Annotated in this window: 27 protein-coding genes; 7 read left to right on the top strand and 20 right to left on the bottom strand. The window is 42.6% G+C overall.

The genetic code is table 11. The annotated features are described in order from the left end of the window. Positions 1–691: 691 nt before the first annotated feature. Positions 692–1,051 carry a holo-ACP synthase gene (gene acpS / locus E2R51_RS18330; RefSeq protein ID WP_133378538.1) on the bottom strand — a complete coding sequence of 120 codons (360 nt, stop codon included), beginning with the start codon at positions 1,049–1,051 and terminating at the stop codon, positions 692–694. A gap of 75 nt (positions 1,052–1,126) precedes the next feature. On the opposite strand from acpS, the gene E2R51_RS18325 reads away from it, so the two are divergent. Further along, positions 1,127–1,723, top strand: coding sequence for a rhomboid family intramembrane serine protease (locus E2R51_RS18325; protein WP_133378537.1), 597 nt, complete (start codon positions 1,127–1,129; stop codon positions 1,721–1,723). Between the two features lie 38 nt (positions 1,724–1,761). On the opposite strand, the gene E2R51_RS18320 is transcribed toward E2R51_RS18325, so the two are convergent. Then, positions 1,762–3,279, bottom strand: coding sequence for a PH domain-containing protein (locus tag E2R51_RS18320; protein ID WP_133378557.1), 1,518 nt, complete (start codon positions 3,277–3,279; stop codon positions 1,762–1,764). Next, a complete protein-coding gene (locus tag E2R51_RS18315) occupies positions 3,272–3,754 on the bottom strand; it encodes a PH domain-containing protein (RefSeq protein ID WP_133378536.1) in 483 nt (160 codons plus the stop codon). The genes E2R51_RS18320 and E2R51_RS18315 overlap by 8 nt, the downstream gene beginning before the upstream one ends. A 251-nt stretch (positions 3,755–4,005) precedes the next feature. Here E2R51_RS18315 and E2R51_RS18310 point away from each other — a divergent pair, with 251 nt between their 5' ends. Continuing rightward, entirely contained in the window at positions 4,006–4,557 is a 552-nt protein-coding gene (locus E2R51_RS18310; protein WP_133378535.1) for a hypothetical protein, read from the top strand. 51 nt (positions 4,558–4,608) lie between these two features. Here the strand turns inward: E2R51_RS18310 and cshA are convergent, their stop codons facing one another. The 4 genes from cshA to E2R51_RS18290 form a co-directional block, all read right to left on the bottom strand. Next, a complete protein-coding gene (gene cshA, locus E2R51_RS18305) occupies positions 4,609–6,090 on the bottom strand; it encodes a degradosome RNA helicase CshA (protein WP_133378534.1) in 1,482 nt (493 codons plus the stop codon). A 398-nt stretch (positions 6,091–6,488) separates the two neighbouring features. After that, the gene (locus tag E2R51_RS18300; protein ID WP_133378533.1) at positions 6,489–7,208 is read right to left on the bottom strand and encodes an alpha/beta hydrolase; all 720 of its coding nucleotides are present in this window, start codon (positions 7,206–7,208) and stop codon (positions 6,489–6,491) included. A gap of 293 nt (positions 7,209–7,501) precedes the next feature. Next, complete coding sequence (locus E2R51_RS18295) at positions 7,502–8,878, bottom strand: UDP-N-acetylmuramoyl-tripeptide--D-alanyl-D-alanine ligase (RefSeq protein WP_133378532.1); 1,377 nt, start codon at positions 8,876–8,878, stop codon at positions 7,502–7,504. Between the two features lie 8 nt (positions 8,879–8,886). Beyond that, positions 8,887–9,966, bottom strand: a complete 1,080-nt coding sequence (locus E2R51_RS18290; protein WP_133378531.1) for a D-alanine--D-alanine ligase — start codon at positions 9,964–9,966, stop codon at positions 8,887–8,889. 280 nt (positions 9,967–10,246) lie between these two features. Between E2R51_RS18290 and E2R51_RS18285 the strand changes: the two genes are divergently transcribed. Beyond that, complete coding sequence (locus E2R51_RS18285) at positions 10,247–11,434, top strand: dicarboxylate/amino acid:cation symporter (RefSeq protein ID WP_133378530.1); 1,188 nt, start codon at positions 10,247–10,249, stop codon at positions 11,432–11,434. A 43-nt stretch (positions 11,435–11,477) separates the two neighbouring features. Here the strand turns inward: E2R51_RS18285 and E2R51_RS18280 are convergent, their stop codons facing one another. Genes E2R51_RS18280 through E2R51_RS18270 form a run of 3 tightly spaced genes read right to left on the bottom strand, consistent with a single transcriptional unit; the run spans position 11,478 to position 12,722 of the window. After that, the gene (locus tag E2R51_RS18280) at positions 11,478–11,795 is read right to left on the bottom strand and encodes a DMT family transporter (protein ID WP_133378529.1); all 318 of its coding nucleotides are present in this window, start codon (positions 11,793–11,795) and stop codon (positions 11,478–11,480) included. Then, on the bottom strand, positions 11,796–12,140 hold the full coding sequence (locus tag E2R51_RS18275; protein WP_133378528.1) for a DMT family transporter: 345 nt from the start codon (positions 12,138–12,140) through the stop codon (positions 11,796–11,798). It lies immediately after the preceding gene. 21 nt (positions 12,141–12,161) lie between these two features. Further along, positions 12,162–12,722 (bottom strand): TetR/AcrR family transcriptional regulator, encoded by a 561-nt coding sequence (locus E2R51_RS18270; RefSeq protein WP_133378527.1) that lies wholly within the window; start codon positions 12,720–12,722, stop codon positions 12,162–12,164. Positions 12,723–12,866: 144 nt separating this feature from the next. Between E2R51_RS18270 and E2R51_RS18265 the strand changes: the two genes are divergently transcribed. Then, positions 12,867–13,955, top strand: a complete 1,089-nt coding sequence (locus E2R51_RS18265) for an FAD-dependent oxidoreductase (protein WP_165967274.1) — start codon at positions 12,867–12,869, stop codon at positions 13,953–13,955. 227 nt (positions 13,956–14,182) lie between these two features. On the opposite strand, the gene E2R51_RS18260 is transcribed toward E2R51_RS18265, so the two are convergent. From E2R51_RS18260 to E2R51_RS18230, 7 genes are all read right to left on the bottom strand, one after another. Further along, on the bottom strand, positions 14,183–14,764 hold the full coding sequence (locus E2R51_RS18260) for a CDP-alcohol phosphatidyltransferase family protein (RefSeq protein WP_133378525.1): 582 nt from the start codon (positions 14,762–14,764) through the stop codon (positions 14,183–14,185). A 19-nt stretch (positions 14,765–14,783) separates the two neighbouring features. Further along, positions 14,784–15,470, bottom strand: coding sequence for a TVP38/TMEM64 family protein (locus tag E2R51_RS18255; protein ID WP_133378524.1), 687 nt, complete (start codon positions 15,468–15,470; stop codon positions 14,784–14,786). Continuing rightward, the gene (locus E2R51_RS18250) at positions 15,463–16,458 is read right to left on the bottom strand and encodes an ABC transporter ATP-binding protein (protein ID WP_133378523.1); all 996 of its coding nucleotides are present in this window, start codon (positions 16,456–16,458) and stop codon (positions 15,463–15,465) included. The genes E2R51_RS18255 and E2R51_RS18250 overlap by 8 nt, the downstream gene beginning before the upstream one ends. Then, the gene (locus E2R51_RS18245) at positions 16,455–17,252 is read right to left on the bottom strand and encodes an ABC transporter permease (RefSeq protein WP_133378522.1); all 798 of its coding nucleotides are present in this window, start codon (positions 17,250–17,252) and stop codon (positions 16,455–16,457) included. Before E2R51_RS18245 ends, E2R51_RS18250 begins: the two co-directional genes overlap by 4 nt. 13 nt (positions 17,253–17,265) lie before the next feature. After that, positions 17,266–18,132 (bottom strand): ABC transporter permease, encoded by an 867-nt coding sequence (locus E2R51_RS18240; protein WP_240733138.1) that lies wholly within the window; start codon positions 18,130–18,132, stop codon positions 17,266–17,268. Beyond that, entirely contained in the window at positions 18,113–19,363 is a 1,251-nt protein-coding gene (locus tag E2R51_RS18235; RefSeq protein WP_240733136.1) for an ABC transporter substrate-binding protein, read from the bottom strand. Before E2R51_RS18235 ends, E2R51_RS18240 begins: the two co-directional genes overlap by 20 nt. Positions 19,364–19,540: 177 nt before the next feature. Next, complete coding sequence (locus E2R51_RS18230; protein WP_133378520.1) at positions 19,541–20,311, bottom strand: hypothetical protein; 771 nt, start codon at positions 20,309–20,311, stop codon at positions 19,541–19,543. Between the two features lie 332 nt (positions 20,312–20,643). Between E2R51_RS18230 and E2R51_RS18225 the strand changes: the two genes are divergently transcribed. Then, the gene (locus tag E2R51_RS18225) at positions 20,644–21,825 is read left to right on the top strand and encodes an FtsW/RodA/SpoVE family cell cycle protein (RefSeq protein WP_133378519.1); all 1,182 of its coding nucleotides are present in this window, start codon (positions 20,644–20,646) and stop codon (positions 21,823–21,825) included. 68 nt (positions 21,826–21,893) lie between these two features. Here the strand turns inward: E2R51_RS18225 and E2R51_RS18220 are convergent, their stop codons facing one another. Next, positions 21,894–22,808 carry a diacylglycerol/lipid kinase family protein gene (locus E2R51_RS18220; RefSeq protein ID WP_133378518.1) on the bottom strand — a complete coding sequence of 305 codons (915 nt, stop codon included), beginning with the start codon at positions 22,806–22,808 and terminating at the stop codon, positions 21,894–21,896. A 148-nt stretch (positions 22,809–22,956) separates the two neighbouring features. Beyond that, entirely contained in the window at positions 22,957–23,085 is a 129-nt protein-coding gene (locus E2R51_RS20090; protein ID WP_255509769.1) for an Lmo0850 family protein, read from the bottom strand. A 250-nt stretch (positions 23,086–23,335) separates the two neighbouring features. Here E2R51_RS20090 and E2R51_RS18215 point away from each other — a divergent pair, with 250 nt between their 5' ends. Together E2R51_RS18215 and helD are read left to right on the top strand one after the other, a co-directional pair. Next, complete coding sequence (locus tag E2R51_RS18215) at positions 23,336–23,740, top strand: CBS domain-containing protein (RefSeq protein ID WP_306462136.1); 405 nt, start codon at positions 23,336–23,338, stop codon at positions 23,738–23,740. Between the two features lie 141 nt (positions 23,741–23,881). Continuing rightward, positions 23,882–26,188: an RNA polymerase recycling motor HelD gene (helD, locus tag E2R51_RS18210; RefSeq protein ID WP_133378517.1), complete on the top strand. Its 2,307-nt coding sequence runs from the start codon at positions 23,882–23,884 to the stop codon at positions 26,186–26,188. Positions 26,189–26,476: 288 nt separating this feature from the next. Here the strand turns inward: helD and E2R51_RS18205 are convergent, their stop codons facing one another. Next, positions 26,477–26,899, bottom strand: a complete 423-nt coding sequence (locus E2R51_RS18205) for an HIT family protein (RefSeq protein WP_133378516.1) — start codon at positions 26,897–26,899, stop codon at positions 26,477–26,479. Positions 26,900–26,910: the final 11 nt, after the last annotated feature.

The raw sequence follows: 26,910 nt of genomic DNA, 5'->3' as shown, positions 1-26,910 counted from the left end.
TTATTTTATCTATTAACATTTCGGTTTTATCGGCCTGGACGCGCTTGGTTCACACCACCTACAACCGGGTGACCGACATCCAGGAGCCTGGCCATATATCGTTCATTTTTTTCCGTTTATCGCACATCTCAGCGGGTTTATCGAGCATCTTTTACAACTTATCTATCTACTTCCCTCGTATATCGGTCTGGCGGGGCTTTGATGGCGATATATCGCACATGTTTTCACTTTTATCGATCATGTTTGTTATTTTATCTATTAACATTTCGGTTTTATCGGCCTGGACGCGCTTGGTTCACACCACCTACAACCGGGTGACCGACATCTAGGAACCTGGCCATATATCGTTCATTTTTTTCCGTTTATCGCACATCTCAGCGGGTTTATCGATCATCTTTCACAACTTATCTAACTACTTTCCTCGTATATCGGTCTGGCGGGGCTTTGATGGCGATATATCGCACATGTTTTCACTTTTATCGATCATGTTTGTCACTATATCGATCAACTTTTCGATTTTATCGTTCCCACCGGTCTCCTCGATCTCACCGGTCTCACATGTCCCACCGGTCTCCCGTTATGCTAGATCTGCTCGATCCCCTCCGCCCCCCTCGGTCTCCCCGTCCTCCTCTTAGCGCTCGTCCCATAATAAAAAAGCGCAAGGACCTATTTCTCGTCCCTACGCTTTATCCTATGAGCCGCTTTGTTCAATCATGACTTGTGCTGCAGCGAAATCCCGGCTGTGGGTGATGGAAAGGTGAACGGTGCCGGGACGATCTGTTTTGATAAAAGGTTTTCCGAATACATCCTTTACAATTTCTATATCCTGAAAAGAAAGCTCAGCCCCTATTCCGGTTCCTAGTGCTTTCGCATAGGCTTCCTTGGCGGCGAATCTTCCCGCCAGGTACTCAATTTTTCTTTTTCCGGTAACGGATAGGTAGTAATCCATTTCATAAGATGTTAATATACGTCTTGCTAATTTGGGATGGCGATCCAGTAAGGATTCGATCCGGTCAAGTTCAATTAAGTCCAGGCCAATGCCAGCGATCATCGTATCACCCTTTTGATCTGATTTATAGTATGATAGCACCAATGATGTAAGTTCTTAGAAGGAGGAATCACTTCATTGTTTGTACGTACAGAAAGCTTATCACAATTTTTAAAGCTGTATCCAGTTGTTTCAGCTCTTGTGCTGATTCATGCTGTTGTTTTTATCCTAACTTCCCTCCCCGGCCAGCTGGGCGATACGGTTATGAGCACGATGCTCGGGGTAAACTTCCTAATTTCTGCAGGAGAGTGGTGGAGATTGGTTTCGCCGATCTTTGCTCATGCTGATTTATGGCATGTGTTATTTAACACCTTTTCACTTGTACTTTTTGCACCGGCGCTTGAGCGGATGCTCGGTCATGTGCAGTTTATTGTTGTTTACCTGTTGACCGGAATTATCGCCAATCTGGTAACCTGGCTTATTCAGCCGCCTATCTACATGTCAGTTGGTGCCAGCGGGGCAATCTTCGGTTTATTTGGCCTCTATGCGGCTATTTTACTTATTTTTAAAGAACGCGCACCAATGGAGCTGAGACAGGTGATCCTGCCGCTGCTCGTCATCAGTGTGATCATGACATTCTTTTCAGCAAATGTAAATGTGACAGCCCATATTGCAGGTTTGGCTGCCGGCATGCTGATCGGGCTGTTTATCTTTAATAAATCAAATCAGAAGTAAAAGAAGCTTTTGCCTGCAATAGGCAAAAGCTTCTTTTTTTATTCTGCAGGTTGTTCTTTTTCAATCCCCTGCTGGCTTTCCGGGCGGTACCATTCCATCACTTTTTCAACATCTTCCACTTCAAGATGCCGGACGGAATTCTCACTGCCTGACACATAGGATTTTATGGTCGCAGATAAGGTCGCCACTCTGCCTCTTTTCTGGAACCATGTTTCACGCAGTTCAAGCGATTGAATTCTCTTTCTCTTCATAAACACAGTCTGTTTATCAAACACACGGAATTGCACGGTCAACTGATCATCGCTCAGCCGGTAGCCTGCTGAGCGGTACTGCATCCATGAAAGTCCCAAAACGAAAGGATAAAGAAGCAGAGACCATAATCCCAGCGGATAAAGAAAATAAGAAAGTGGAACTACAGCGATCGTGACCGTCAGCAAATTCCAGAACATGTAGCGGAAAATAGATCGTTTTGGTGCTCTTTTAAAATCCGTCTTCCACTCGTACTCTGGTAAAATCTGATTTAAAATGGGTGTTGTTTCACTGGCCTTGATCATCGGCAATAGGCGAATGGTGTTTGAATCCTGTTCCAATACCGATCCTCCAGCGCTTTCGATTGTTACGGAGGCAAACTTTAATGGTTCCCGCAGGATATTTTGGTTTAAACGAATGCCCTGAATACGGTTTATCGGGATGGTTGTTTGCTTTTTCTCAAGCAGCCCTCTGGTAATGATAATATCTTTATCTGCCAGCTTAACGGTAAAGTCCGCATACCGGAGAAATGTCAGTACCACAGCTACCAGCCATGCAAAAAGAAGCACCGCAAACAGAATGATTCCGACAACAAGAAGGCCGCTTTCAATCACTTCAGTAAATTCATTCATGACCGTTTCATATGGAATCATTTCACTGAATTGAGACAGGAAAATTAAAATCCCTGAAATGACAACACCAGCGCCGCCAGAGGTTGTCGCCATAACAATTAAATCTTTTGCACTCATTTTATAGAGTACTTTTTCTTCGACAAGATCCGTTTCTTCCATTGAATCTTCCAGGGATTCCATACCATCTTCTGCAGCTTCCAGATTCTTTTCTTTTATCCGTTTTTTTGCCTTTGAAATGATGCTGTTTAATTCATTTGCCTGTTCTTTTGTAATCGCAGTTAATTCAGCTTCTGATTCAGCAGTTGAAGAGCTCCCTGCCGTTTCCACTTTGATTTTCACCAATTTAAGCGGGCGGTGCAGGATGCCTTCTGAGTAATTGAGGCTTTGAATCCGCTCAAAAGGAATATAGCGCTTCTTTTTTACAAACAGGCCGTATTCAATGCGAAGCTCGCCCTCTTCTAACCGATACGTAAAACGCCACCATTTTAAGACGCCTAAAAATAAAATAATAATTAAATAAAAGCCGATTCCGATCAGCGGCAGATAATCCAAAAAGGATTCCTGTCCGCCCCTGTTTAAAAACAGGATAATAACTAAAGGGATAATGGCATCTTTCAATTGCTTGACAAAATTAATAATCGTTGAAATAGGGTGAAGTCTTTTTTCCTCAGACATCATCTTCCGCCACCCTTGCCAGAGCTGATATGGAGTCCCTCAAGGAATCAGCTTCATCAATGTCGAGCGCTGGAATTTGGTGAACAGTTGCTGCAGTTGATATGGAAATTGTTGCTAATCTGTATTTGCGTAAAATAGGTCCCTGCTCCGTATCCACATGCTGAACCCGAACCATTGGCACCAGCGTCCGTTTGACAATAAAGATGCCGTGCTGCAGTTCGATTTCTTCTTCACGAACTTCATAGCGCCATCTTCTCCATTTTAATGTCGGGAACACATACACGAACAATACAATATTAATGATCGGAATAACCACCGCTCCTGCAATAAACCAAAATGACCAGTTAAAAATAATGCTCAGTGTAATAACGGCAATGGCGATGAGACTGAGAATCGCAGCATTGATCCAGCCATACAGCTTCCATACCGTTAACGCTCTTTCTGAAATGCGTTTTTTCGGTTCTCTTCGATCCATTTATCTCTCTCCATTCTAAGGCTACTAACTATGTATATCATATACTATACTACGGTTGGATTTATAGAATGTTTCACTTTTCTTCCATATCTTTTTTACTGGTGGTTTTCCAAAAAACGTATATTTTTATTCTCAAGTTTCGTATAATAAAATGGTATCAATTTACGAAATATTCATTTATTTTCTAGTAATGTGAATCTTTTAGACCTGAAACCCGTAAAAAAAGTATCGTCAACTTAAGGAGGAATGCTATGAATTCGTTTAGTGAAGGAAATATGATTTGGGTGGTTTTTGGTGTAATAACGGTGATTGTCGGACTGCTGTTATCATTTATTGCACCAAATCTTATTCACCTTGTTCTCTTTAGTTCAGGTGATTTGATCTATATACATACGCCTACTATATCAAACATCTTATTTAGTGTCGGGGTATTGTTTTTAGCCCTTTTCTTTTTCAGTATGTACTTTCCCAGAAAAAAAGCAAGAATCGCCGCGATCAGTTTTATCGTTCTTTTTGTGGCGGCCTCTGCACTGAGCCTTGGCAATTATTCCGTCCTTCGAGACGAAAGAATCGTTCATAATAGCTTTTTTTCGTTAAATTCAAAGGAGTATGCCTGGTCTGATATTCAAAATGCCGTCCTGTTAAAACGCACTGACAGCATTCCATATGAAACGCTGGTGCTTACGATGTCAGACGGCGAAAAACTGTCATATGACCGCGATCCAAGTCTTCGCGCAGAGTTTGACAGGGTCGATTACATCCTGCAAAGCAATGGCATTTATTTTAATTTACAAAACCGTTAAAAATAAAAAAAGCTGCCTGAGAAATTCTCAGGCAGCTTTTTCTATATTTTATTAACCGTCTTGACGAGGTGTAGAAGGACGTCTTGGGGTACGTTGACGGCTGTTGTAAGGTTTTGAACCTCCGCCTCCGCCGCTTCTGTTACCGCCGCTGCGATTGCCGTATTTCTTGTCATCTTTACGGTATGACTTGCCGCCACCGCCGTGTTTTTTAGATGATAGTGGTTTTTCCGGTGTGATATCAACCGGTGTGCTGTCTGGCTCTTTCGTTAATGTTTTCAACGCTGCAGCGATTACATCAAGTGCATCGTTTTCATTCATTAGTTCACGTGCCAGTACTTTGTATTCTTCAAGATTGTTTTTCTCGATTGCTTCTTTTAATGATTCAACTGCTGCACGCTGCATTCCTTCAAGTGCTTCTGAAGAGCTAGGCGGACGAAGCTGAGTCATTTTCTTTTTCGTTGTTTGTTCTACAACGCGAAGGTAGTTCATTTCACGCGGTGTAACAAACGTCATTGCCATACCTGTTTTTCCTGCACGGCCAGTACGTCCAATACGGTGAACATAGCTTTCCGGATCTTGTGGAATATCGTAGTTGTATACATGCGTTACGCCTGAGATATCAAGTCCACGTGCAGCTACGTCTGTTGCTACAAGAACGTCGATGCGTCCTTCTTTAAATTTCTTAAGAACAGACATACGTTTTGCTTGAGTTAAGTCACCGTGAATTCCTTCAGCCATGTAGCCGCGGATTTCAAGTGCACGTGCAAGCTCGTCAACACGGCGCTTCGTACGTCCAAAGACGATTGCAAGCTCAGGTGATTGTACATTCAATAGACGGGAAAGTACATCGAATTTCTCACGCTCATGTGCTTTAACAAAGAACTGCTCAATGTTTTCCACTGTCATTTCTTTTGTTTTAACACTTACCGTTTCAGGGTTGCTCATGAAACGTTCAGCGATTTTGCGGATTGGTCCAGGCATTGTCGCTGAGAAAAGAAGTGTTTGGCGAGTGCTTGGCACGTTTTTCAGGATTGACTCAATGTCATCGATGAAGCCCATGTTAAGCATTTCGTCCGCTTCGTCCAATACAAGTGTTTGAACATTATCAAGCTTCAATGTGCGACGGTTGATATGATCCAGTAAACGTCCTGGTGTACCAACGATGATATGCGGATTCTTTTTCATTGCACGAATTTGGCGTTGAATATCCTGGCCACCGTATACAGATAGAACACGAACGCGCTTATCGCTTCCGATTTTGTAAAGTTCTTCTGATACCTGGATTGCAAGTTCACGCGTAGGTGCGATGATCAATCCTTGGATGTTTGAAGATTTCGCATCAATCTTTTCAAGCATTGGGATACCGAAAGCAGCAGTTTTACCAGTTCCTGTTTGTGCTTGACCGATAATGTCTCTGCCCTCTACTGATAAAGGAATCGTACCAGATTGAATTGGTGTAGCTTCTTCAAACCCCATACGTTTGATTGATTTTAAAATTGCTGGACTAATTGGTAAATCTGAGAAAAGTGTCAATTAATTCATTCTCCTTTGTTTTGTGAATCATCTATTTCATACACATCGCTATGATCGCTTAGAAGACTGCGATAGCTTTTTATTGTTGTCCTTATAAAGATATATAGGGCGTACTCTGCCCAAGTCGCAATGGACAAGTGACTATTTAAAGACGCTTGAACTAATAATTGGCGAACCTGCTTAGGATCAAAATGTTGTTAAGTACGTATGAGGCTAAGCAAAAAATAAGACCCGGTCATATGCCGAGTGCGCCAGAGATGCCAATTATTAAAATTGGTCTTACATGTTGATAAAGACAATCAACAAAAAAATACACTCTTCATTATGTCAAAAGAGCTCATTGCACAAAATGTACCAGATGTCTTTTATATCTTATCACGCGTTAAAGCAAAAAACAATCATCCATCATCCGGGTGATCGGTGCTTTGCAGAAAGAAAGCGATCTCATAAAAAAGGTCATCACAGTCCGACGCATAGCAGATAAGGTGTTTGGACGTTTTGGATAAATATAATTTTTTTTGATACGTGCCGACATTATCATAGACATATCGAGCTGCTCTTGGCGGAACGATGCCATCCATTTCTCCCTGGGCGATAAAGGTGGGAACCTTTACCTGGGATAAAAGAGGGATTGTGGTGGAGGCGATTTTCCGAAATTCCCATGTTGCACGGAGTGGTGTATTCACTAATTTATATTTATAATGACCAAACTCCTTGTTTTCATGCAGCCTTTTTTGCAGCAAATCTTTCAGCATTAAGTTCATGTCTTTAAGGATTTGTTTGGTGTTAATATACAGTGCAGCAGCGCTTAAAAGCACAAGTTTTGAGACGGGATAGTGAATGGCCAGATAGGCAGCGATTAAGCCTCCCATGGAAAATCCAATCACGTATACTTCATCGCAATAGTCGTATAGGCGTTCGAGGGCTTCTTCTGCGAACGCAAGCCATTCGTTCGCGCTTGTATTTTTTAATCTGAGGGTTCTCCCGTGACCCGGCAGCACCGGTACCGACACGATCCAGTCTGTATGGGCACGAAGATAGCGGGCAAGAGGATTCACTTCATAGGCACCGCCGGTAAATCCATGTATAAGTAAGCAGCCAACCTGACCCAATGTCATCACCTCTCCATTATTCTACCCATGTGTTTACCCGTTAGTCACTGGTTAAAAACAGAAAAAGACTGGGACAAATATGTCTCAATCTTTTCTAACCGGTTCACTGCGCTTCAGGCGGACGCTTTCCGCAGGGACGGCGCTGAGCCCTCCTCAGGCTTCGCCTCTCGGGGTCTCAGCTTGCCGTCATATCCTGCAGGAGTCGCCACCTTCCGCTCCATTCACCTCATATTTGGAATTAAAATAAGCTTACTCAATTCATATAACTTTTGGAGTTTTTTCCAATCCTCTATTAAGGACTATTTTAATGCTTCAACCACTTCTTCCAACAGCATTCCTCTTGATCCTTTTACGACGACCAGATCTTTTTCAGCTGTTAGTTCAGTGACAATTTTGATCAGTTCGGTTTTATCCAGTCCAAATGAACGGACTCTTCCTTTAGGGAAATGTTTGGATGCTTCGTCTGCAATCCAATCAGCCCGCTCGCCGAACGTAATTACATAATCGACGGTTTTTGGGTTCAGCTCTTTTCCAATCGCACGATGAAACGCTTCTTCCTCATCTCCAAGCTCAAGCATATCGCCTAACAGCAGAATTTTGCGTCCTTCTCCGTGCATTTCCTCTGCAAATTGGATCGCCGCTTTCATCGAGGTGGGGCTGGCATTATAGGCGTCATTGATAATGATCTCACCTTTGCCGCCCATGACGCGTTCCATTCTCATCGCAGTCAGTTTCATATTGGCAAAACCGCGGGCAATATCCTCATGGCTCATACCCAATTGGTAGGCAACACGAATAGCCGCCAGCGCATTCAGCACGTTGTGTTTTCCAAGTACAGGGACATCGATAAATTGTCCATCGTCTTCAGTCAGAAAAATTCTGCTGCCCTGCTCGGATAGCTGAACTTTTTTTGGATGAAGTCCATTGGATGTGTCATATCCATAGGAAGCCGTTTGAAAGCCGGTCGATTGTTTGACTAATGACTGCAGGAGCGGTTCATCTCCATAGTAAAAGAGAATCCCTTGATCTTTTAGCCCTTCTGTTATTTCAAACTTCGCCTTTGCGATTCCTTCTCTTGAACCCAGATCCTGCATATGGGATTCACCGATATTTGTAATGACTGCTATATCCGGATCAGCAATTTCTGTCAAAAATGCGATTTGGCGGAACCCGCTCATTCCCATTTCCAAAACCGATATTTCTGTATCGTCTTTGACATTCAGCAGCGTAAGTGGAAGCCCAAGCTGGTTATTGAAGTTTCCTTCTGTTTTTTGCACGCGGTATTTTGAAGACAAAACACCGGCTACCATGTCCTTTGTCGTTGTTTTGCCGTTGCTTCCCGTTATGGCAACCACCTTGAATTTGGCCTCGTGCCGATAAACGCGAGCAAGCTGTTGCAAGGCAAGTTCAGGATCTCTTACAATCAAAAGCGGCTTATCCTCAGGAGGTGAGTCCACCCCTTCCTGCCACAATGTTGCCGCAGCTCCCTGCTCAAAAGCCTGGGGAACAAAACGATGCCCGTCCACGCGTTCTCCTTTAAAAGGAATAAACAAATTTCCTTTTTGAAGAGTGCGGGTGTTGATGCTTGCTCCCTCTACCATCACATCTCGAAATGAATGATTTAGCAACTGAGCTCCAATCATTTCCGCAATTTGCCCTAAGGTTCTTTTCATAATCAGACTCCTTACACAGTGTATTTAAGTTTTTGTTTCTCCGCGTGGCGTTCGATTCCCAATGCCACCAGTTTCTCAATAAGCTCAGAATACGAAACGCCTGTATTTTCCCAAAGCAGCGGGAACATGCTGTATGGCGTGAAGCCAGGCATTGTATTAATTTCATTAATAAATATTTCATTATTGTCGGTCAGGAAGAAATCTGCCCGCACCAATCCTGAACAATCTACTGCCTGAAACGCAGTCTTCGCCATATTCTGGAGCTTTTCTGCCACTCCTTCCGGAAGCTCGGCCGGAATGATCATGACAGAATCGCCATCCACATATTTTGCTTTGTAATCATAAAAGTCTTTTTTGGCTACAATCTCACCAGGTACAGACATTTCAGGGTAATCGTTCCCAAGAACCCCAACCTCTATTTCACGGGCTTTCACACCCTGTTCCACAATAATTTTACGGTCATACAGAAACGCTTCTTCAAAGCCGGTTTCCAGCTCCTGACGGTTTGAACACTTGCTGATTCCGACGCTCGACCCCAGATTAGCCGGTTTGATAAAGCATGGGTAGTCAATATCTTTTTCCACTTTTTGATAGGCAGCATCGCGGTCATTTTCCCAAGTACTTCTAATGAAGGAAACATAATTCACTTGAGGAAGACCTGCTTCTTTAAACAGATTTTTCATTATTACTTTATCCATTCCTGCTGATGAAGCAAGAACACCATTGCCAACATAAGGAAGATTCAGCACTTCCAATAGTCCCTGTACGGTGCCATCTTCTCCGTTTGGTCCATGTAATAATGGAAAAATGATGTCGTAGCTTCCCGCTGAATCCTGTGCTGCAATAGCAGTGGATTGCAGTCCTTCTGTTGCAGACACGGATTGACCGGCGTCAAACTGAAGTGCCGCCACTTCTTCAACAGGACCTTCGAGCGGCATTCCTTTTCTCCAATCACCCTCCGGTGAAATAAAGACCGGATCAATTTCAAACTTCGTCATATCCAATGCTTTAATTACGGCTTTAGCAGTTTGAAGCGATACCTCATGTTCTGCAGATTTCCCTCCAAAAAGTAAACATAGCTTTGTTTTCATCTATTAAATCCTCCATCAGGTTCATTTTTTAAGAAAATATAATTTAGGCTCATTATGTTATTTTAACATGTTTACACGCTTTATAAATGAGATTGTTGTCTCGGATTTTCATTTTATCAGTATAACAAAATAACTACAGAACGCTAAAATGAGAAAGTATTTATATTACTATTCAGAATAAATTTATTATTCCAAATATAATTTTAGCTCTTAACAAAAATGAAATAAGGCGTTATACTCCTTCTATTAAATACAGTTGTACACTTCAGGAGGACGCATCATGAAAAAGATCGGCTTACTTCCAAGAATCATTTTAGCTATTGGGCTGGGTATTGCTTTAGGAAGTTTTGCACCTGACCCTGTAATTCGCGTTTTTGCTACATTTAACGGTATTTTTGGTAATTTTCTAGATTTTGCGATTCCCCTTATTATCATTGCTTTTATCGCTCCGGGTATCGGCGCGATGGGGAGAGGAGCAGGGAAAATTTTAGGTATCACAACAGGCATCGCCTACACCTCTACTGTACTTGCAGGGCTTCTCGCCTTTGCATCTGCAACCCTACTCTATCCTGTACTGATGGAAAGTCAAGCATCACAAGCCTTTGATGATCCTGAAAATGCACTGCTGTCCGGCTTTTTTGAAATCGAAATGGCCCCTCTGATGGGCATTATGACAGCATTATTATTAGCTTTCGTACTTGGGGTTGGAATTTCATCTTTAAAAAGCGACTTTTTATTAAAAAGTCTTGAAGAGTTCAGAGTCATTATTCAAAAATTAATTGAAAAAATTATCATACCACTTTTACCAATTCATATCTTTGGTATTTTTGCCAACATGACTCAAGGCGGACAGGTAAGCTCTATTTTAAGTGTATTTCTTAAAGTGTTTATCATGATCATTGCTTTACACTTAATTTATCTGTCGCTTCAATATACAGTGGCTGGGGGTCTCCATAAGAAATCACCTTTCACTATGATGAAACAAATGGCTCCTGCCTATTTTACTGCCCTGGGCACGCAATCATCCGCTTCCACTATTCCTGTGACACTTGAGCGCACAAAAAAAGTCGGCGTCCGCGGGCGCATTGCAGATTTTTGTGTACCGTTGCTGGCTACCATTCATTTATCTGGAAGCACGATCACATTGGTCAGCTGCGCGATGGCCGTCATGCTGATCAATGGGCAAAATGCAACTTTCGGACAAATTTTCCCCTTCATTCTTATGCTGGGTATTACCATGATCGCAGCTCCTGGTGTCCCTGGCGGCGCAGTGATGGCATCATTGGGATTACTTGATTCCATGTTAGGATTTACTGGTGCAATGACTTCTCTAATGCTTGCCCTTTATCTTGCACAGGACAGTTTTGGTACTGCCTGCAATGTTACAGGAGACGGTGCCATTAGTGCGGTTGTTGATAAGTTTTCCAGTACACACCCAGAGGATCTCACTGAATCAAAAATCGGATAAATAAATGAAAAACCAGCCAACATTTTATATGGCTGGTTTTTCTTTATCCAGAAACAAGCTTTAGGCCAATAACACCTGCAATAATCATCCCTACAAAGTACAGCTTTCTTCTATCCCTGCTTTCTTTAAAGAAAAGCATTCCGGCTGTCACACTTCCAACCGCCCCAATCCCTGTCCATACACCATATCCGGTACCGACCGGAATTTCCACTAAAGCCAGTGAAAGAAGGAAAAAGCTGATTGCTCCGGAAACAAACGAACCAATTGAATACTTGGTTATAGTAAAACCTTCGGACAATTTCATTGACATAACAAAAAGCACTTCAAATAACCCCGCAATAACCAGTAAAAACCATGCCATTTACTGTACACCCGCCTTTCCCTCATCTTTTGAATCAACCAGCTTCAACCCGACAATTCCGCTGATTAAAAGCAAAAGAAAAAAGATCTTTGCGATGCTTGCAATCTCTCCAAACAGGATCATGCCGACGATCGCAGTTCCTGCAGCACCAATACCCGTAAAGATGGCATAAGCCGTTCCCACAGGAATTTGTTTCATTGCCTTTGAAAATAAATAAAAGCTGATAAAAATAAATACGATCGTAATTGCAGAAGGGACAAGCTGAGTAAAGCCTTCTGAAAATTTTAATCCAAGTGCCCATACAATTTCAGTTACTCCCGCTGCAATTAAATATACCCACGCCATGATGCTCTTCCTTTCCCTTTTTTACTTTAAATTTTTCTTAAAAAATTCCCATGTTGCCTGAATTCTGTTTTTGTATTCATCTACTTCATATAAATGCGCCTGAACCGCCAAGCCATCTATTAAGGCATAGAAAGCAGCAAGTATGGTTTCCGTATCGCCGTGATTGCCGTTGATTTGTTCGATCAGTCTGCGTATGATTTCCGATGAACGACTCTCAAGCGAACTAAATAAAGACTGCATTTCCTTTTGAAGCTCGACAGGTGGATAAAATAACATCCGGTGAAGAAAATGTATTTCGTTGTTGGTTGTACTCGGATCATGCAACTGGATGTACAGATGATACAGCTGATCAACAGGATCCTCTAATTCCAGCTCCTTTTCAAGCTTCAGCATCCGTTCACTTTCTTTATGGACCGCGTCCTTGTATACTTCCAGAAATAATGAGGCTTTTGATTCAAAATGGGCGTAAAAAGATGACTTTCTTATTTCCACCTTTTTTACAATCTGTGCGATGGACGTTCCTTCATACCCATGTATCGTAAATAATTCGAGTGCAGCTTCCTTTAATCGATCTTCAGTCATCAACGGATCACCCTTTCTACTGAGCTTATTTTGCCTACCGATCGTTCGGTTCTAATTTAACACGGTTCTTCTAATGAGGCAAGTTTATTTAACTATTGCAGAGGTTTTTGTATGATTAATGTAACGCAACCCAAGGAGGCGCATATGAAAACAATCATTCTTGCAGGAGGCGGCCATGCCCACTTAACTATTTTAGAAAAACTATCTGAATCCCCTGTTCCGGATACGAAATGGATTTTGATTTCAAGTGACGTTTATCAATATTATTCCGGCATGTTTTCCGGGTTTATTGAAGGGCTGTATACACTTGAGGAAATTCGAATTGATCTAAGAAAGCTTGCCTTCAAAGCAAATTGTGAATTCTACGAAGCTTCCGTTGAAAAGGTGGATGCAGACAATAAAACACTTATTGCCGGCCATAACCATCTGTCTTTTGATCTGCTGTCCTTTGACATCGGTTCCCACACGGCCAATCCAGAAATAAAAGGGCTTGCAGAGTACCAAACAGCTCTTAAACCTGCTCACCTCTTCCCCCAATTCATTCAAACCCTGCAGGACTCAAAAAATGTCGCCATCATCGGCGGTGGAGCTGCAGCATGTGAAATAGCCCTTTCCCTTGCGGCCTGGAAAAAAGAACAACATCGTAAATGCGATCGCATATCCCTTGTCCACTCAGGCGAGCTGCTGGAGGCGCATGGACCAAAAGCCCGTCGGCTCATAACTGAGCGGCTCAATCGCAGTCATATTGCCAGATACCCGAACGAAAGAGCCGCACTGATTAAAAAAGAAACCATTTACACCAACAACCATACCGAAATTCCCTTTAAACAACTGATTTATTTAGGAGGGGCAAACGCACCGGAGATTTTCAGGAAATCCGGCTTAACCGTGAATGAAGATGGGTTCTTAAGCGTTAATACAATGCTTCAATCCATTGATGCGCCTTTTATATTCGGTGCAGGCGATTGTGCCTCCCTGACCGCTTATCCAGACTTAGAGAAAAATGGTGTTCACGCTGTCCGACAGGGTCCCATTCTCTGGCACAATCTGCTCGCTGCTCTAAACAGACAGCCACTGAAAGACTACCATCCCCAAAATGCCAGCTTAGCCATTTTATCAACCGGCAGTAAAAAAGGATTATGGCTACACGGTAATAAAGCTTTTTATGGCACTATGGTGTGGCATATAAAAAACAATATAGACCGTCGATTTATCCGGCGGTTTAAAACATAAGCAGTCCAAACCGCCGAAATTGGCGGTTTTTTTGTGGAAGGGTTACAATCTTCTACATCTCATGGCCTGACTTCTACACTCCAATCCGAAGCTTCTACAGCTTAAAGCGCCTCTTCTACACCTCCACTCACCACTTCTACATTTCCCAACGCAGCTTCTACATTTCCCGCCAGCAGCCACCCACTATCCATTTCCCACAACAACAAAAAAACCGCCATAATGGCGGCTTACGATAATAATTGTTTTGCTTCCCAAAAGCGCTGACCGGCTGTGAAAAGCTCGACTGCGAAAAAAGCGAGTGTAATCCATAAAACAGCAGAGGGAAAAATCATCATAGCGGTTAAAAAAATGAACCCTTCTGTTCTTTCTGCAAGGCCCGCCTGATAACGGAACGATTTCACTCCGTTGTTTTCGGACACATTGCCAACCGTTAAAAAGATCGTCATGGATACCACAATGGAAGCCATTAAGAGCAATGCTGCCCACATGATATCCGGATATAAAAATGCTACACCTAAAATCACGCTTATTTCCACAATCCGGTCAAATGTCACGTCCATAACCGTTCCAAATGGGGAGGGCTTCGTTGCTCTGGCCATTGATCCATCGACTGCATCCAAAAAACCGGATAGCCACAGGACAAGAACCCCCGCCCAGGGAAGACCCATATAAACAAATAAACCCGCCGTCGTACCGATAATAAAGGAGGCAACTGTTACTTGATTCGCCGTCATTCCAAGCTTTAGCAGCCTGTCCGCTGAACGCTGGATAACGGGCTGAACATATTTTCTTGCATGTGTATCGAGCACGAACAATCACCTCATTTTATCAACCATTATGTTTATTTTCCTTTCTTTCTATTCCCAGCCACGCGGCTACTTTTTTTCGATAGATTAAGGGAATAATTGAAATTAAACCAAAAACGATTAAACTGATTACGATCACCCGTACATTGCCTTCTACAAAGCTTGACCCCAAAAAGCTGTATGCAAATGTTCCGGGAATTATGCCAATGATGGTGCCTATGATGTATGCCCGCAATCTGATGCTGGATAGCCCTGCTGAATAACTGATCACATCAAAATTAATGATCGGAATAACGCGCAGTACAAGCACGTATAAAAATCCTTTTTCCTCAATCAGGTTTTTAATCCGGAAGAGTCTGCCCTCATTGCCCTGCTGTGTTTTTTTGATAAAGGCCTCTTGAAATAACCGGGAAACCAAAAACGCTATAATGGCACTCAGTGATGCACCAATTAAAATGTAAATGAAGCCTCCAAAAGCGCCAAAAGCCAGTCCTCCTGCCAAAGACAGGATAGAAGCCGGAAAAAGAATCAGAGGCCTTAGGGCATAGACCGCAATAAAAAGCAGCGGCCCCCATACCCCAAACGAGCTGATCCATTCCTGAATATCGTTTGGCCGGACGTTTATGTACCGGCTGCTAAACCAAAACAGCGCCAAAAGAATCGTGAAAAAAAGGATCAGGGGTATATATTTTTTTACCTTGTTATTCATCTGTCTCCTCCCTGCCTGTAAAGCGGTGGATCGCAGCCTTTCGTGCACAGATAAATCCCCGCTCCCCGTTTATCATTGCATGCTCATCAGACTGTAAAGGTACCACGTATCTTCGATTTGTTTTGAGCAGCTTTACATGCGCATACCTCTGTCCATATTGATACGTATCATTAAGCCATTCTGCTTCAAAAAACAACTGGTCATCTGCCGGGTTTGGATGGGCAGACCAGCTTAAATGCTGGTTTAAGATGTAATGATTCTGATCTACTATCAACGCATCTGAATAGAACCGGGCAACGAGTTCGTTCGCTGGCTCATCATAAACCAGGCGGGGAGGTCCGATCTGCTGGAGGGAGCCTTCAGCCAGAACCGCTACACGATCACCAAGCAGCATCGCTTCTTCGCGGTCATGTGTAACAAATATAGCGGTCATGCCTTCCTGCTTCAGCAATTTCAGCACCCAGTCACGAAGCTCCCTTCTTAAATCCGGATCCAGATTACTGAAGGGTTCATCCAGCAAAAGCAGCTTAGGCTTGACGATTAATGCACGGATCAGTGCCACACGCTGCTGCTGGCCCCCAGATAAGGAATGCGGGTATGCATCCTTATAATCGATCAGCCCGACTGATTGCAGGAAGCGCAAGCCTTCTATCTCTGCTTCTCTTTTTTTCTTCTTAAGCCGTAAGCCATATATTACATTTTCAAGGATGGTCAGATGAGGAAATAATAACGGCTGTTGAAATACCATTCCAATAGGGCGGTCCTTCATCTTCTTCTGGCTCATTGACACTCCATTTATATATAAATCACCTGAAGAAAGAGGCTCCAGTCCTGCTATACTGCGCAACAGTGTGGATTTTCCTGTACCGGACGGACCAACGAGAGACAATATTTCTTTTTGTTGAAGGGAAAATGAAACAGATTGAAAAATTGATTTTGTTTTAAATGATTTGCTTGCACCTTTTACTTCAAAATAAACTTTATTCATTTGACACCTCTATTTAATACCAGTCCATTGGCCCTGATCAATTTTGATACAATTTCCACTGCGCCTACAGCGATGATCGGCAGCAAAGCAAAAGCAGTCGAAAAGGCCGCCATTACTGTATCATCAACGGATTGGAGAAAAGGATAATAAATAATTGGAAGTGTAATGACACTCCCCCCTCCAATAACAGCTGTTAATACATATTGACTCATACTGATCGTCACGGTCAAAAATACGGCGCTGCGTATACTTGGCATTAACAGCGGCAACTCCACCGTCCTGAATATATATAACGGCTTTGCACCAAGCATTTGTGCCTGTTCAAGCATGCCGCCTCCCAGCCGGTCGTAGCCCGCTTTCATTACTTTTATGGTGTAGGGAACCGTCGGGACCAGATGCACGAGCACAACCCCGAACCATGTATTGGCAAGCCCCAGGCGAATCATTGTAATATGAAGCCCCAGTGCAGCTGCCATGACGGGTAAAAATAATGGCAGCAAAAGCAGCGTTTCAATCAGGCTTTTCCCCTTGAAGTTTTGATGTGATAAAGCTTTGCCGCTGATCATTCCAATTGCAAGGTTTATAAATGTAGCCGCTAATGCAATTAAAATTGACAGAAACAGCGCATGAAAAATCCGGTCATCCATTAAAAACGTTTCCCATCCCCTTAGTGTAAAAGTGAAGGAAAAGGCCTCTCCCCATTTCCAAACAGGCGTTACACTTTTCAGCATCAATAAAACGCCCGGAAGAAGAAAAAAGATGGCAGATAAACTATAAAATAAAGACTTTTTCATTTAGCCCTTCCTCCTAACGCTGATGCTGACTTTTTGATATAAGCCATCGCTTTCTGTTTAGCAGAATAAAAGAAACGAGTGACAGCAAGCCCATTACAAGTGCAATAAGAAACAAAAGAGCAAACGCATAGGAGCGTTCATCCCAGCTGATCCCATAAAACCAGTCATAAGCAAGAACTGCTGTCATCTGCGGGTATGAACTCCCAAGCAGAGCCGGCACTTCATAGGCGGTGAAAATAAATACGGTTAAAATAAGCAGCACCTCCACGAGCACCGGTTTAACCCATGGCCATTCAATCGTTGAGAATACATGCCGCCTGCTTCCACCTAATACCTGTATAACCTCTCCGTATTGCTTGGGGAGCTGGGCATAAACCGGAAGCAGCATCAGAAGCACAAATGGGATCTCTTTCCACAGATACGTAATGATAATCCCAAATCCGCTGCGGTCCTGAACGAGGATGGGAAAGTCCTCTCTGCTCTCGAGCCATCCAAGCTGAAAGAGGGCTGATGACACGATTCCGCTTTGCCCGAGCAGTAATAACACAAAGTATCCCCAGACAAAATGCGGAAAAAGCATGGGAATCCACACCATCCATTTACCGACACTTTTTTCGATGAAGGAATGGCAGGAACGAACAATTCCCCACCCGATTAAAAGAGATAAACTGACAGAAATGAATGTAACGAAAAAGCTATAGCTGATAGAAGCGTACAGGCGTTTTTCTTCAAAGAGACTGCGATAATATTCGAAGGTCCATCCGTCAGGGCCTCTTACACTTTCAACAAAGGACATTACAAGGCTGTAGAGGACGAACAGAAGAAATAGAAGCGCCGGGATCAGCGGGTAAAGGATTTTATTATTGGGACGCCACTTCATCAATCCACTTCTCCTGCAGCCACGGCACATATTCTGCATCAATTTCAGGCACAAAAGCATCCATTAAGCTTTCCTGATCCAGTACAGTGTCTCCCCGGTCGACTGCTTCAAACGCTTGACGGTCCTCTTCCTCGAGCTTGCTCACATCGATCGGCGTGTTTTCTCCCCAATAATCCGGTTCAAGCTTTGCCAACTGAGCTTCTGGCGACAGCAGCAGATCAATAGCGGTAAGGGCAGCTTCTTTGTTAGGGCTGTTATATGGAATGGATAAAAAGTGCGTATTTCCAATGGAACCCGGTTCTTCCAAGACAAAGGATTTTGTTGATTCAGGAAATACACCGTCTTTCACCAACACTTCTCCTCTAGCCTCGTTATAGCCCATTGTCATCCATACTTCACCCTGGCTGTATAATCTGTCCAGCTCTGTCAGAGAAGATGGATAGGTGTCTCCTTTTCTCCACAGATTCGGTTCAATGTCTTTTAAATAACTCCACACACCAGCTGATTCCTTATCTGCTAATTCCATTGAAAATGGTTCAGTAAAGAGGGTTTCTGCAGAAGTTGTTCCATATAATACGTGGCGGAGAAATGCGTCTCCTGTAAAATCACCAGCGGCAGGATAAGTAAATTTACCCGGATTATCTTCCGTCCATTGCTGAAGTTCCTCCAATGTGGCGGGCGGTTCACTTATTTTTGCAGAATCATAATGAAAAACAAACTGCACCTTCCCCCAAGGGGCTTCATAGCCTTCAGTCTCAGTTCCAAAGTCGTATTTAAAATCAAGGCTGTCTGCATCATAATAGGCATTATAATTTGGCAGCTGCTCAACAAAAGGGCCAAATAGCAAGTCACTTTCCTTGGCACGCTTAAAATTCTCGCCATTCATCCAGATCATATCAATCGTTCCATCATCCTGCCCCGCTCTTTTCTCGGTTTCAAGCTTTTGAAGGATCTCATTGGTGTCCAGTGGAATTCGTTCAAGCCTCACGCCGTAAGCATCCAGCAGCTGCGGTTTGACCCAGTCATCTATATACTGGTTAATCCCATCATCTCCGCCCCACATATACAGGCTGACGGTTTCGCCCTCAGCCTTTTCCTTGATTGAATCCCAGGATTGATCTTTAACATCTTCATTAGAGGACGGTTGGGAACTTCCGGCAGCACAGCCGCTTAAAACTACTAAACTGCTGAATAAAATCAACTTTTTTTTCATGTATTTCATCACTTCCATTTCACAATTGTCCCCCTGGTTCGCCAGGCTTTTTATGTATCTAAGTTTAGTCTGTTTCACTTTATAAAGATAACGTTAATACGCTCTGAACAGATCAATTCGCACTCCTGAAAAAGAAAAAGAGCTCCTTTACCACTAGTAAGGAGATCCCTCTTGACTTTTTATGGAATTGCTATGTTACAGTAGCCCGGTCCATTCCTTGGATTTAAGATCATAGACCAGCCAAGACGCAGGCTCCCTTTTCACTCTTGAGGCAAAATCCTCCTCAAGATCGTCCATGTTATCCCAGTCTCCAACTACCCATACAGGCACTTCCACTTTTCCTTTTGCCGATACTGCATTCTTCAGGGAAATCATAACCCCTTCGCGCATTAAGTGGGAGATCGTCATGACAACTTCTTTCGGAATCGCTGGCAGTGCTTTTTCTTTTTTCCACTTTCTTAAGCCTTTACCGCTTCGAAGCGTGCTCCATTTACTTGGAATCACACCGCCAAGCATGGTAAAGAAATCGCCCCATTCACGATAATAGGTTCGATTCATTAACCCGTCCTCTGTTGATAGATACACGAAGCGATTGTTAAGCTTTTTATAAAAGGGGACACGCAGATGACTTTTCATATGACCGATATAAAGCAGTTCTGCAATTTCCTGACCAGACATTTCATCCAGTCCAGCTTCATCGTCGAAGTCAATCCAGCAAAAATCACCATACGAAGAGACGTTGTCTTTAATAACATCAACGATTTCATCAGCCCGAACATATTCCAGATGCGTGTGCATATTAAATGAAGCGTTTTCGTATTGATGTTTTAACAGCAGCAGATGATGGAGATGGCCGGAAAGTGCACTATAAAATTCTTTTAATTCGATGCCATTTGACATCACGTAGTCTTGATTGGGATTAATGTGAACGTAAATCCATTCATGCGAACCCGTCTGTGATTTCAAACCATCATCTCCCTTCATTCGTGATCCTGATTTGGTTACCTTTTATTGTATCAAATTGTTTGAAAAAGAAGAAAAAGAAACTTTTTTATTTTTTATCCGTCTAATAAACTGCTGGAATGATTAGAAATATTTTCACACATTCAGAGGCCAATACATGGTACATTTACATAATGAGACTTCGAGCTAATTGTACAATAACAGGAAATTTGTTAGTCTAGTAGAAGTGCTTTATGAACTGTCCATTAGATGCTGTACCTTTATATTTTGAAAGCTTAACGCAACTACCAACTATTCATTACTGACTAAAGTATGAAAGAATTCAGGTGAATGATTTGAATACACAAAATCAATTTTCAGACCGGATCGATTGGGGTCTGGCAACACTGCTAATTTTGTTCATGACAGCCAGCATCCTTGCTATTTCTTCCGCTCAGACAACAGGTCAATACGCTGCCATAAATACGAACTTTGCCCTGCGGCAGGGTGTGATTTATATTGTAGGCTTCGGTATCATTGCCGGAATGATGTTTCTGGATATGGATCAGTTCCGCCGTATCGCATGGATATTATACGGCTTTGGGATTGTATTGCTTGTAGGACTTTTGGTAGCTCCTGAAGCCATTGTTCCCTATATTAATGGAGCTTATAGCTGGTATAGATTCCCTGTTATCGGAACACTGCAGCCATCGGAATTTATGAAGACCTTTACGATTATCGTACTGGCGCGGGTTGTTTCCTCCCACAATGAAAACTACAGTGACCGGACGGTAAAAACCGATCTTTTAATGCTTGGAAAAATCGGAGCAATTGTCGGTCTGCCGCTGCTTCTAATCAGCCAGCAGCCTGACTTGGGTACAATGCTTGTCTTTATGGCAATAACAGCGGGTATTGTCTTAGTGTCAGGTATAACATGGAAATTACTTTTGCCTTTCTTCGTCACGGTCAGCACGGCCGGAGCTGCGATCGTTTCTCTGGTTATTTTTGCACCTGATATCATCGGCCGCTATTTTGATGATTACCAGCTTCGCCGGATTTATTCCTGGCTGGATCCCCATACTTATTCTTCCGGGGATTCTTATCAGCTTACGACTTCCATGAGCGCCATCGGCTCGGGTGAGATATTTGGCAAGGGCTATTTGGATCGGCAGGTTTATGTGCCGGATAATCACACTGACTTTATTTTCAGCGTGGTGGGTGAGGAGTATGGATTCATCGGGGCAAGTATTGTTGTTTCATTGTTCTTCCTGCTCATTTATCATCTGACAAAGGTGTCGCTTCACACGAAAAGCCCGTTTAATGTGTATGTATGTGCGGGTATCATCAGCATGATTACATTTCACGCATTCCAGAATATCGGTATGACGATACAATTGCTGCCGATCACCGGTATTCCGCTGCCATTGATCAGTTATGGAGGCAGCTCGCTGATCGGTGTCATGTTTGCTCTTGGATTGATTTTCTCCATGCGCTTCCACCATCGAACCTATATGTTCTCTTCAGAACGTGAAGTGTAAAAAAGAGGCCAAACGGCCTCTTTTTTTGTGGAAACATAAGCTTATAGGCTCCATTGCGTCTGTCGGAGCTAGACGCCAGTTTCCGCTTTTAGATTAGGTGCAACGATTTTTAGATGACCTGGGAGAATGGTTATTTTTTGGTAGTCGCCTTCGTAGTGTTCTCCATCCATGTCGATGACTCTTTTGGATGATGTTTTGATTTTAATGGATGATGCCTGAAAATGGTCGATGGTTGATTGGTCTTTTTCCCAGTTAACCGTCGTTTTTGCTGAAAGTATTTCTTTTAACAGCGGGAAGCCGGATTCTTTAATGACCATGATGTCCATTAAGCCGTCGTCCAGTTGAATGCTGGATAATGGAAACTGGGTGGCGCCCAGAAATTTCCCATTTAAGACAATCAGCATAACCGCTTCATCTTCTATCGTTTGATCCCCGCTTTCTAGCGTAAAAGAAAACATTTCCTGGCCCGACAGCGTTTTAAATGCACTTATGTAGTAGCTGAAGCGGCCAAGTAACCCTTTCGATTGCTCATCTATGTTCTGCGATGCTTCTGCGATTAAGCCCGTTCCCCAAAAGTTGCTGAAATAGCGGTCATTTGTTTGAGCAATATCAATTCTTCTCTCTCTGCTGTCAGGAGAAATAATCAGCTCTGCAGCCTGTTTAATATTTAATGGAATTTCCAGTGCACGAGCAAAATCATTGCATGTTCCTGCAGGCAAAATACTAAATGCAGGACGACGGTCTAATGGGGATAGCCCATTGACACATTCGTGAACAGTGCCATCCCCTCCCAATACAATCACAATATCCACTTCTTCTCCATGCTGTCTGCAAAAACGTTCTGCATCTCCTGGTTTTTGAGTCTGCATTAAGGTAAGTGTTGGTATTGATGCGCTGAGAGGACCAATAATTTGAGATAGCGTTTTATCCACTTCTTTTTGACCTGCGTTGCCATTATAAATTAACAGTGCCGTTTCGTACATAAAGGACTTCTCCCTTCCCTGTGGAACTTCTACTCATCTGTATACCCTAATTACTTCGCAAAATAACAATAAAAAAAAAGGTCCTCATTTTGGTTCGATGAGCACCTCGGGAATCCGGATATAATTTATTCATTCTTGCCAACACCCATCAGTGGTTAGGGGCAGTGGTTTTTACGGATTCCATAATTTCAAGACGGGATTTGGTTTTCGTGATTTTGACACCAACTTCTGACAGTTTGACAATCATCTGTTTTAGACTTTCGCTATCTCTAGCCATGATCGACACCTCTCTTAAATAAGTGTAGTTATCTGTAGTACGTTTATACATCAAAATAGTTTCATTTATTTTTATTAGGAAATATCAATTTTTCTTAATCAGTATGGTTACGGTTATAATACCACCAAACCGATTAAGTTAATCCTGTTTTTACAAAAAATCAATAATATTTTTACTTCTAAAAGAGATGTATAATCCTCTCCCAATTCCTCATACTACTATATGTTTTATTAAAAGCGGAGGTGTAATCATGAACGTACGTGATGTAATGACAAAAGACGTGGTAACTTGTGATAAAAACGATACAATCGAACAAGTTGCTTCTATAATGAAAGAGCAGGATATCGGTATTCTACCGGTTCTTGATCAAGGGAAAATTATTGGAATGATCTCTGACCGTGATGTAGTCATTCGGGGAGTTGCAGAGCATCAGGGCAAGCAGATCGATCAGATAATGACGCATAAGGTTATAAACGTAACGCCGGATACAACTTCTCAAGAAGCTGCTGCATTAATGGCAGAACAACAAGTTCGCAGGCTTCCTGTTATTGAAAATGACAAGGTAATCGGCATGGTTTCCCTTGGCGACCTGGCCGTTTCCACTCAATCCAATGATCAGGCTGGAGATGCTTTAACGGATATTTCTCAGCCATAATAAAAGCAGGATAAGAAACCTCATGAGGAAGGCGGAAGATTTTACAATTTCCCCCTTCTTTTTATTTTGCCTGTGTGGTACGATTGTAAACGCTCTTTTTCGCGGCTGCGAGTATGAATAAGCGGATGAGGTGACAGCAAAATGACAAGCAACAGCAATCATTCTTCTCAACAACACCCCGATTACAAAAATGAACTGGATCGATTAATTTTCACCCGGCTTTATATTGACCAGGCATTAACTACGTCTAAAGAAAGTGCTGGAAGCGCACGCGAACATTTAAAAGAAGCCTATGAAACGCTGGATTCACTGGACAGCAGCTTAAGCTACATGAATCTTTTAACCGGTGCAAGCCTTCTTCAAATGAGCACTGATCAAACAAAACGGCTGGAAAGCGTCTACGACAAGCCTTATTTTGCCCGTATCGATTATCAAAAAACTGATGAAACAAAAGAAGAGCTCTACATAGGAAAAGCCTCACTTCATAACCCGGAAAACCAGTCTCAAATAATCGTTGACTGGCGTTCACCCATTGCAAATGTCTATTACGATGGCAGATTGGGTGATGTGGAATATGAAGTAAACGGCGAGACCACCCGGGGCTATTTATCTTTAAAACGCCAATACCAAATAGAAAAAGGCGAGCTGCTTACTATAAGTGACGTAGACCTGACGACAACCGACGAACTGCTTCAGCAATCCCTTTCAGGTACAGCGGACAACCGCCTGACAGAAATTGTTTCGACTATACAAAAGGAGCAAAACGATATTATAAGGGCTCCTTTGAACAGACCAGTGATTGTACAAGGAGCAGCAGGAAGCGGTAAAACGACAATTGCCCTTCATCGTATTTCCTATTTTCTATATGTAAACAGCGAAACCTTCCATCCCTCCAATCTTATGATTTTGGCACCCAACCAGCTATTCATCGAGTATATCTCCGAGGTGCTCCCTGAACTCGGGGTAGATAAAATTAAACAAACCACCTTAATCGAATACATGAAAGGCGCCATCGGACAGAACCTGCGCATACTGGATCCGGTAAAAAAACTCGTCTCCCTGATTGAACAGGACGAACAAAGTGAACAGGTGAAATGGCTCTCTCAATTTAAGGGTTCCCTTGAATTTATGCAGATTATTGACAGTTATCTTATTATGGTTGAAAACTCCCTCGCTCCAAAAGAGGACGTGATGCTCGAAAAATTCAGAATCGTACGTGGTTCCAGATTACATTCACTATTTTTAAATGATTATGATTATCTTCCTGTCTACAAACGATTTGATAAAATCAAAGGTGTTATACAAAATCATCTTCGAACCAAGAAAAAGCATGTCATAAAGAAAATTGAAGATGTCTATGATGAAGCCCTCGATAAAGCGCTCTATGGCATACGAAATGATAAAAAAAGAAGAAAAAAGGTAACCTTCATCATGGATACAAAAGCAGCACGGGTGGAAGGAATTAAAAAAGAAGCCAGATCGACGGTCAGAAAGTATATGAAAACATTCGACAAATTAACGGCTGCGGAATTGTACAAGGAATTGATGTCATCGCCTGAGCTTTTAGAATCAGCAGCTCCCGACATGAGCAAAAAACAGATTCTGATGCTGACCGAACACAGTGCTGCTCTTTTCTCAAAACGTTGCTGGGAATTAGAGGACCTTGCTCCGATTTACTATATCCATGGGCGTTTATATGGACTTGATGACGAATGGAAGGTAAAAAGTGTATTTATTGATGAGGCACAGGACTATAGTTATTTTCAACTGGCTTCACTGCGCAGGATTCTTGAAACCAGCCTCTTTACCATCGTTGGGGATTTGGCTCAGGGGATCCATTCTTATCGGGGAATGCGCGAGTGGCAGGTTGTAGAAAAGGAAATTTTTACTGAAGCGCATTACTATACCCTTCAAAAAAGCTATCGGACCACAATTGAAATTATGAACGCAGCCAATGATATTTTAAGCCAGATGGATGAACCGCTCCCCCTTGTTGAACCTGTAGTCAGAAAAGGTGATAAACCAGCTTTTCATCAGGTTTCAAAAGACAGATTGATCCATCAGATGGAGAAAGATATTCTGTCCTTGCGAAAGGAAAACCTAAAGGCGATTGCCATCATTGGCAAAACGCCTGATGAGTGCAAGCAGATCTTTGCATTATTTCGCTTCAGCTCTATCGAGGTGCAGCTCATTTCTGAGCATGAAGATCTGAAAAAAGATCATGTCACCATCCTTCCGGCTCATTTATCAAAAGGGCTGGAATTTGATGCCGTGCTTCTGCCAACATTAACTGAACACTATAAAGAAAATGAACTCGACCGCAAGCTTTTATATGTTGCTATGACACGGGCCATGCACAGGCTATTTATGTACAGCCCGCAGCCTGAAAACTTATTAATTCATCATGTTGGGAAAGATAAAGTAAACATAAAAAATGAAGATCAGTAGCGATTGAATTTCAAGCAAATAGGCTGGGGCAAGACTCAGCAAATTTACAAAGGAATGCCCTTACGAGACTTTTTCGTAAGGGCATTCTCTTTTAATAACACCATAAAATTCATAAGCTTAGGTTAATTGGAGCGGAAGGCGGGGACTCCAGCGGGATGCAGCGTGACAGGTGAGACCCCGCAGAGCTGCAAGCTCGAGGAGGCTCACCGCACGCCCCGCGGAAAGCCTCCGCCTGCAGCGGAAATTAACCGGCCCCTGAAAAAAAAACTATTTCAATGCTTCAAATTGTCACAGCATCCTTAATGCTTTAATAAATTTTCTCTTCGTCTCTTCTAATTTGTGTTCATCTTCAATATGGATTGCTTCATCTTCGGTATAAAATTCTGCGAAGTTTTGACCTTCATATCTCGGAACAACGTGCAGATGAAAATGCGTTAATTCATCAAAAACCCCGCCATTTTGACATACAGTAATTCCGTCCGGATTAAATAGCATTTTAATCACTTTTGATAAAATCTTAGTTGCTTTCATTACCGATTTTGCAGTATTTTCATCCATTTCATCAAAATATCGAATATGTTCTTTTGGCAAAATCAGCACATGCCCTTCATTATAAGGAGCATGGTCTAAGATGCAGCACACATTATCATCTTCAAATACTGCATAAACATTCTCTTTTTTATTTGCTAAATTACAACCCAAACAGTTGATTTAGATTTCCT

The organism is Jeotgalibacillus sp. S-D1, from assembly GCF_004358665.1.
Classification (GTDB): domain Bacteria; phylum Bacillota; class Bacilli; order Bacillales; family Jeotgalibacillaceae; genus Jeotgalibacillus.
The sequence above is the reverse complement of the archived record's forward strand: the minus strand, read 5'-3'. Positions and strand labels throughout refer to the sequence as shown.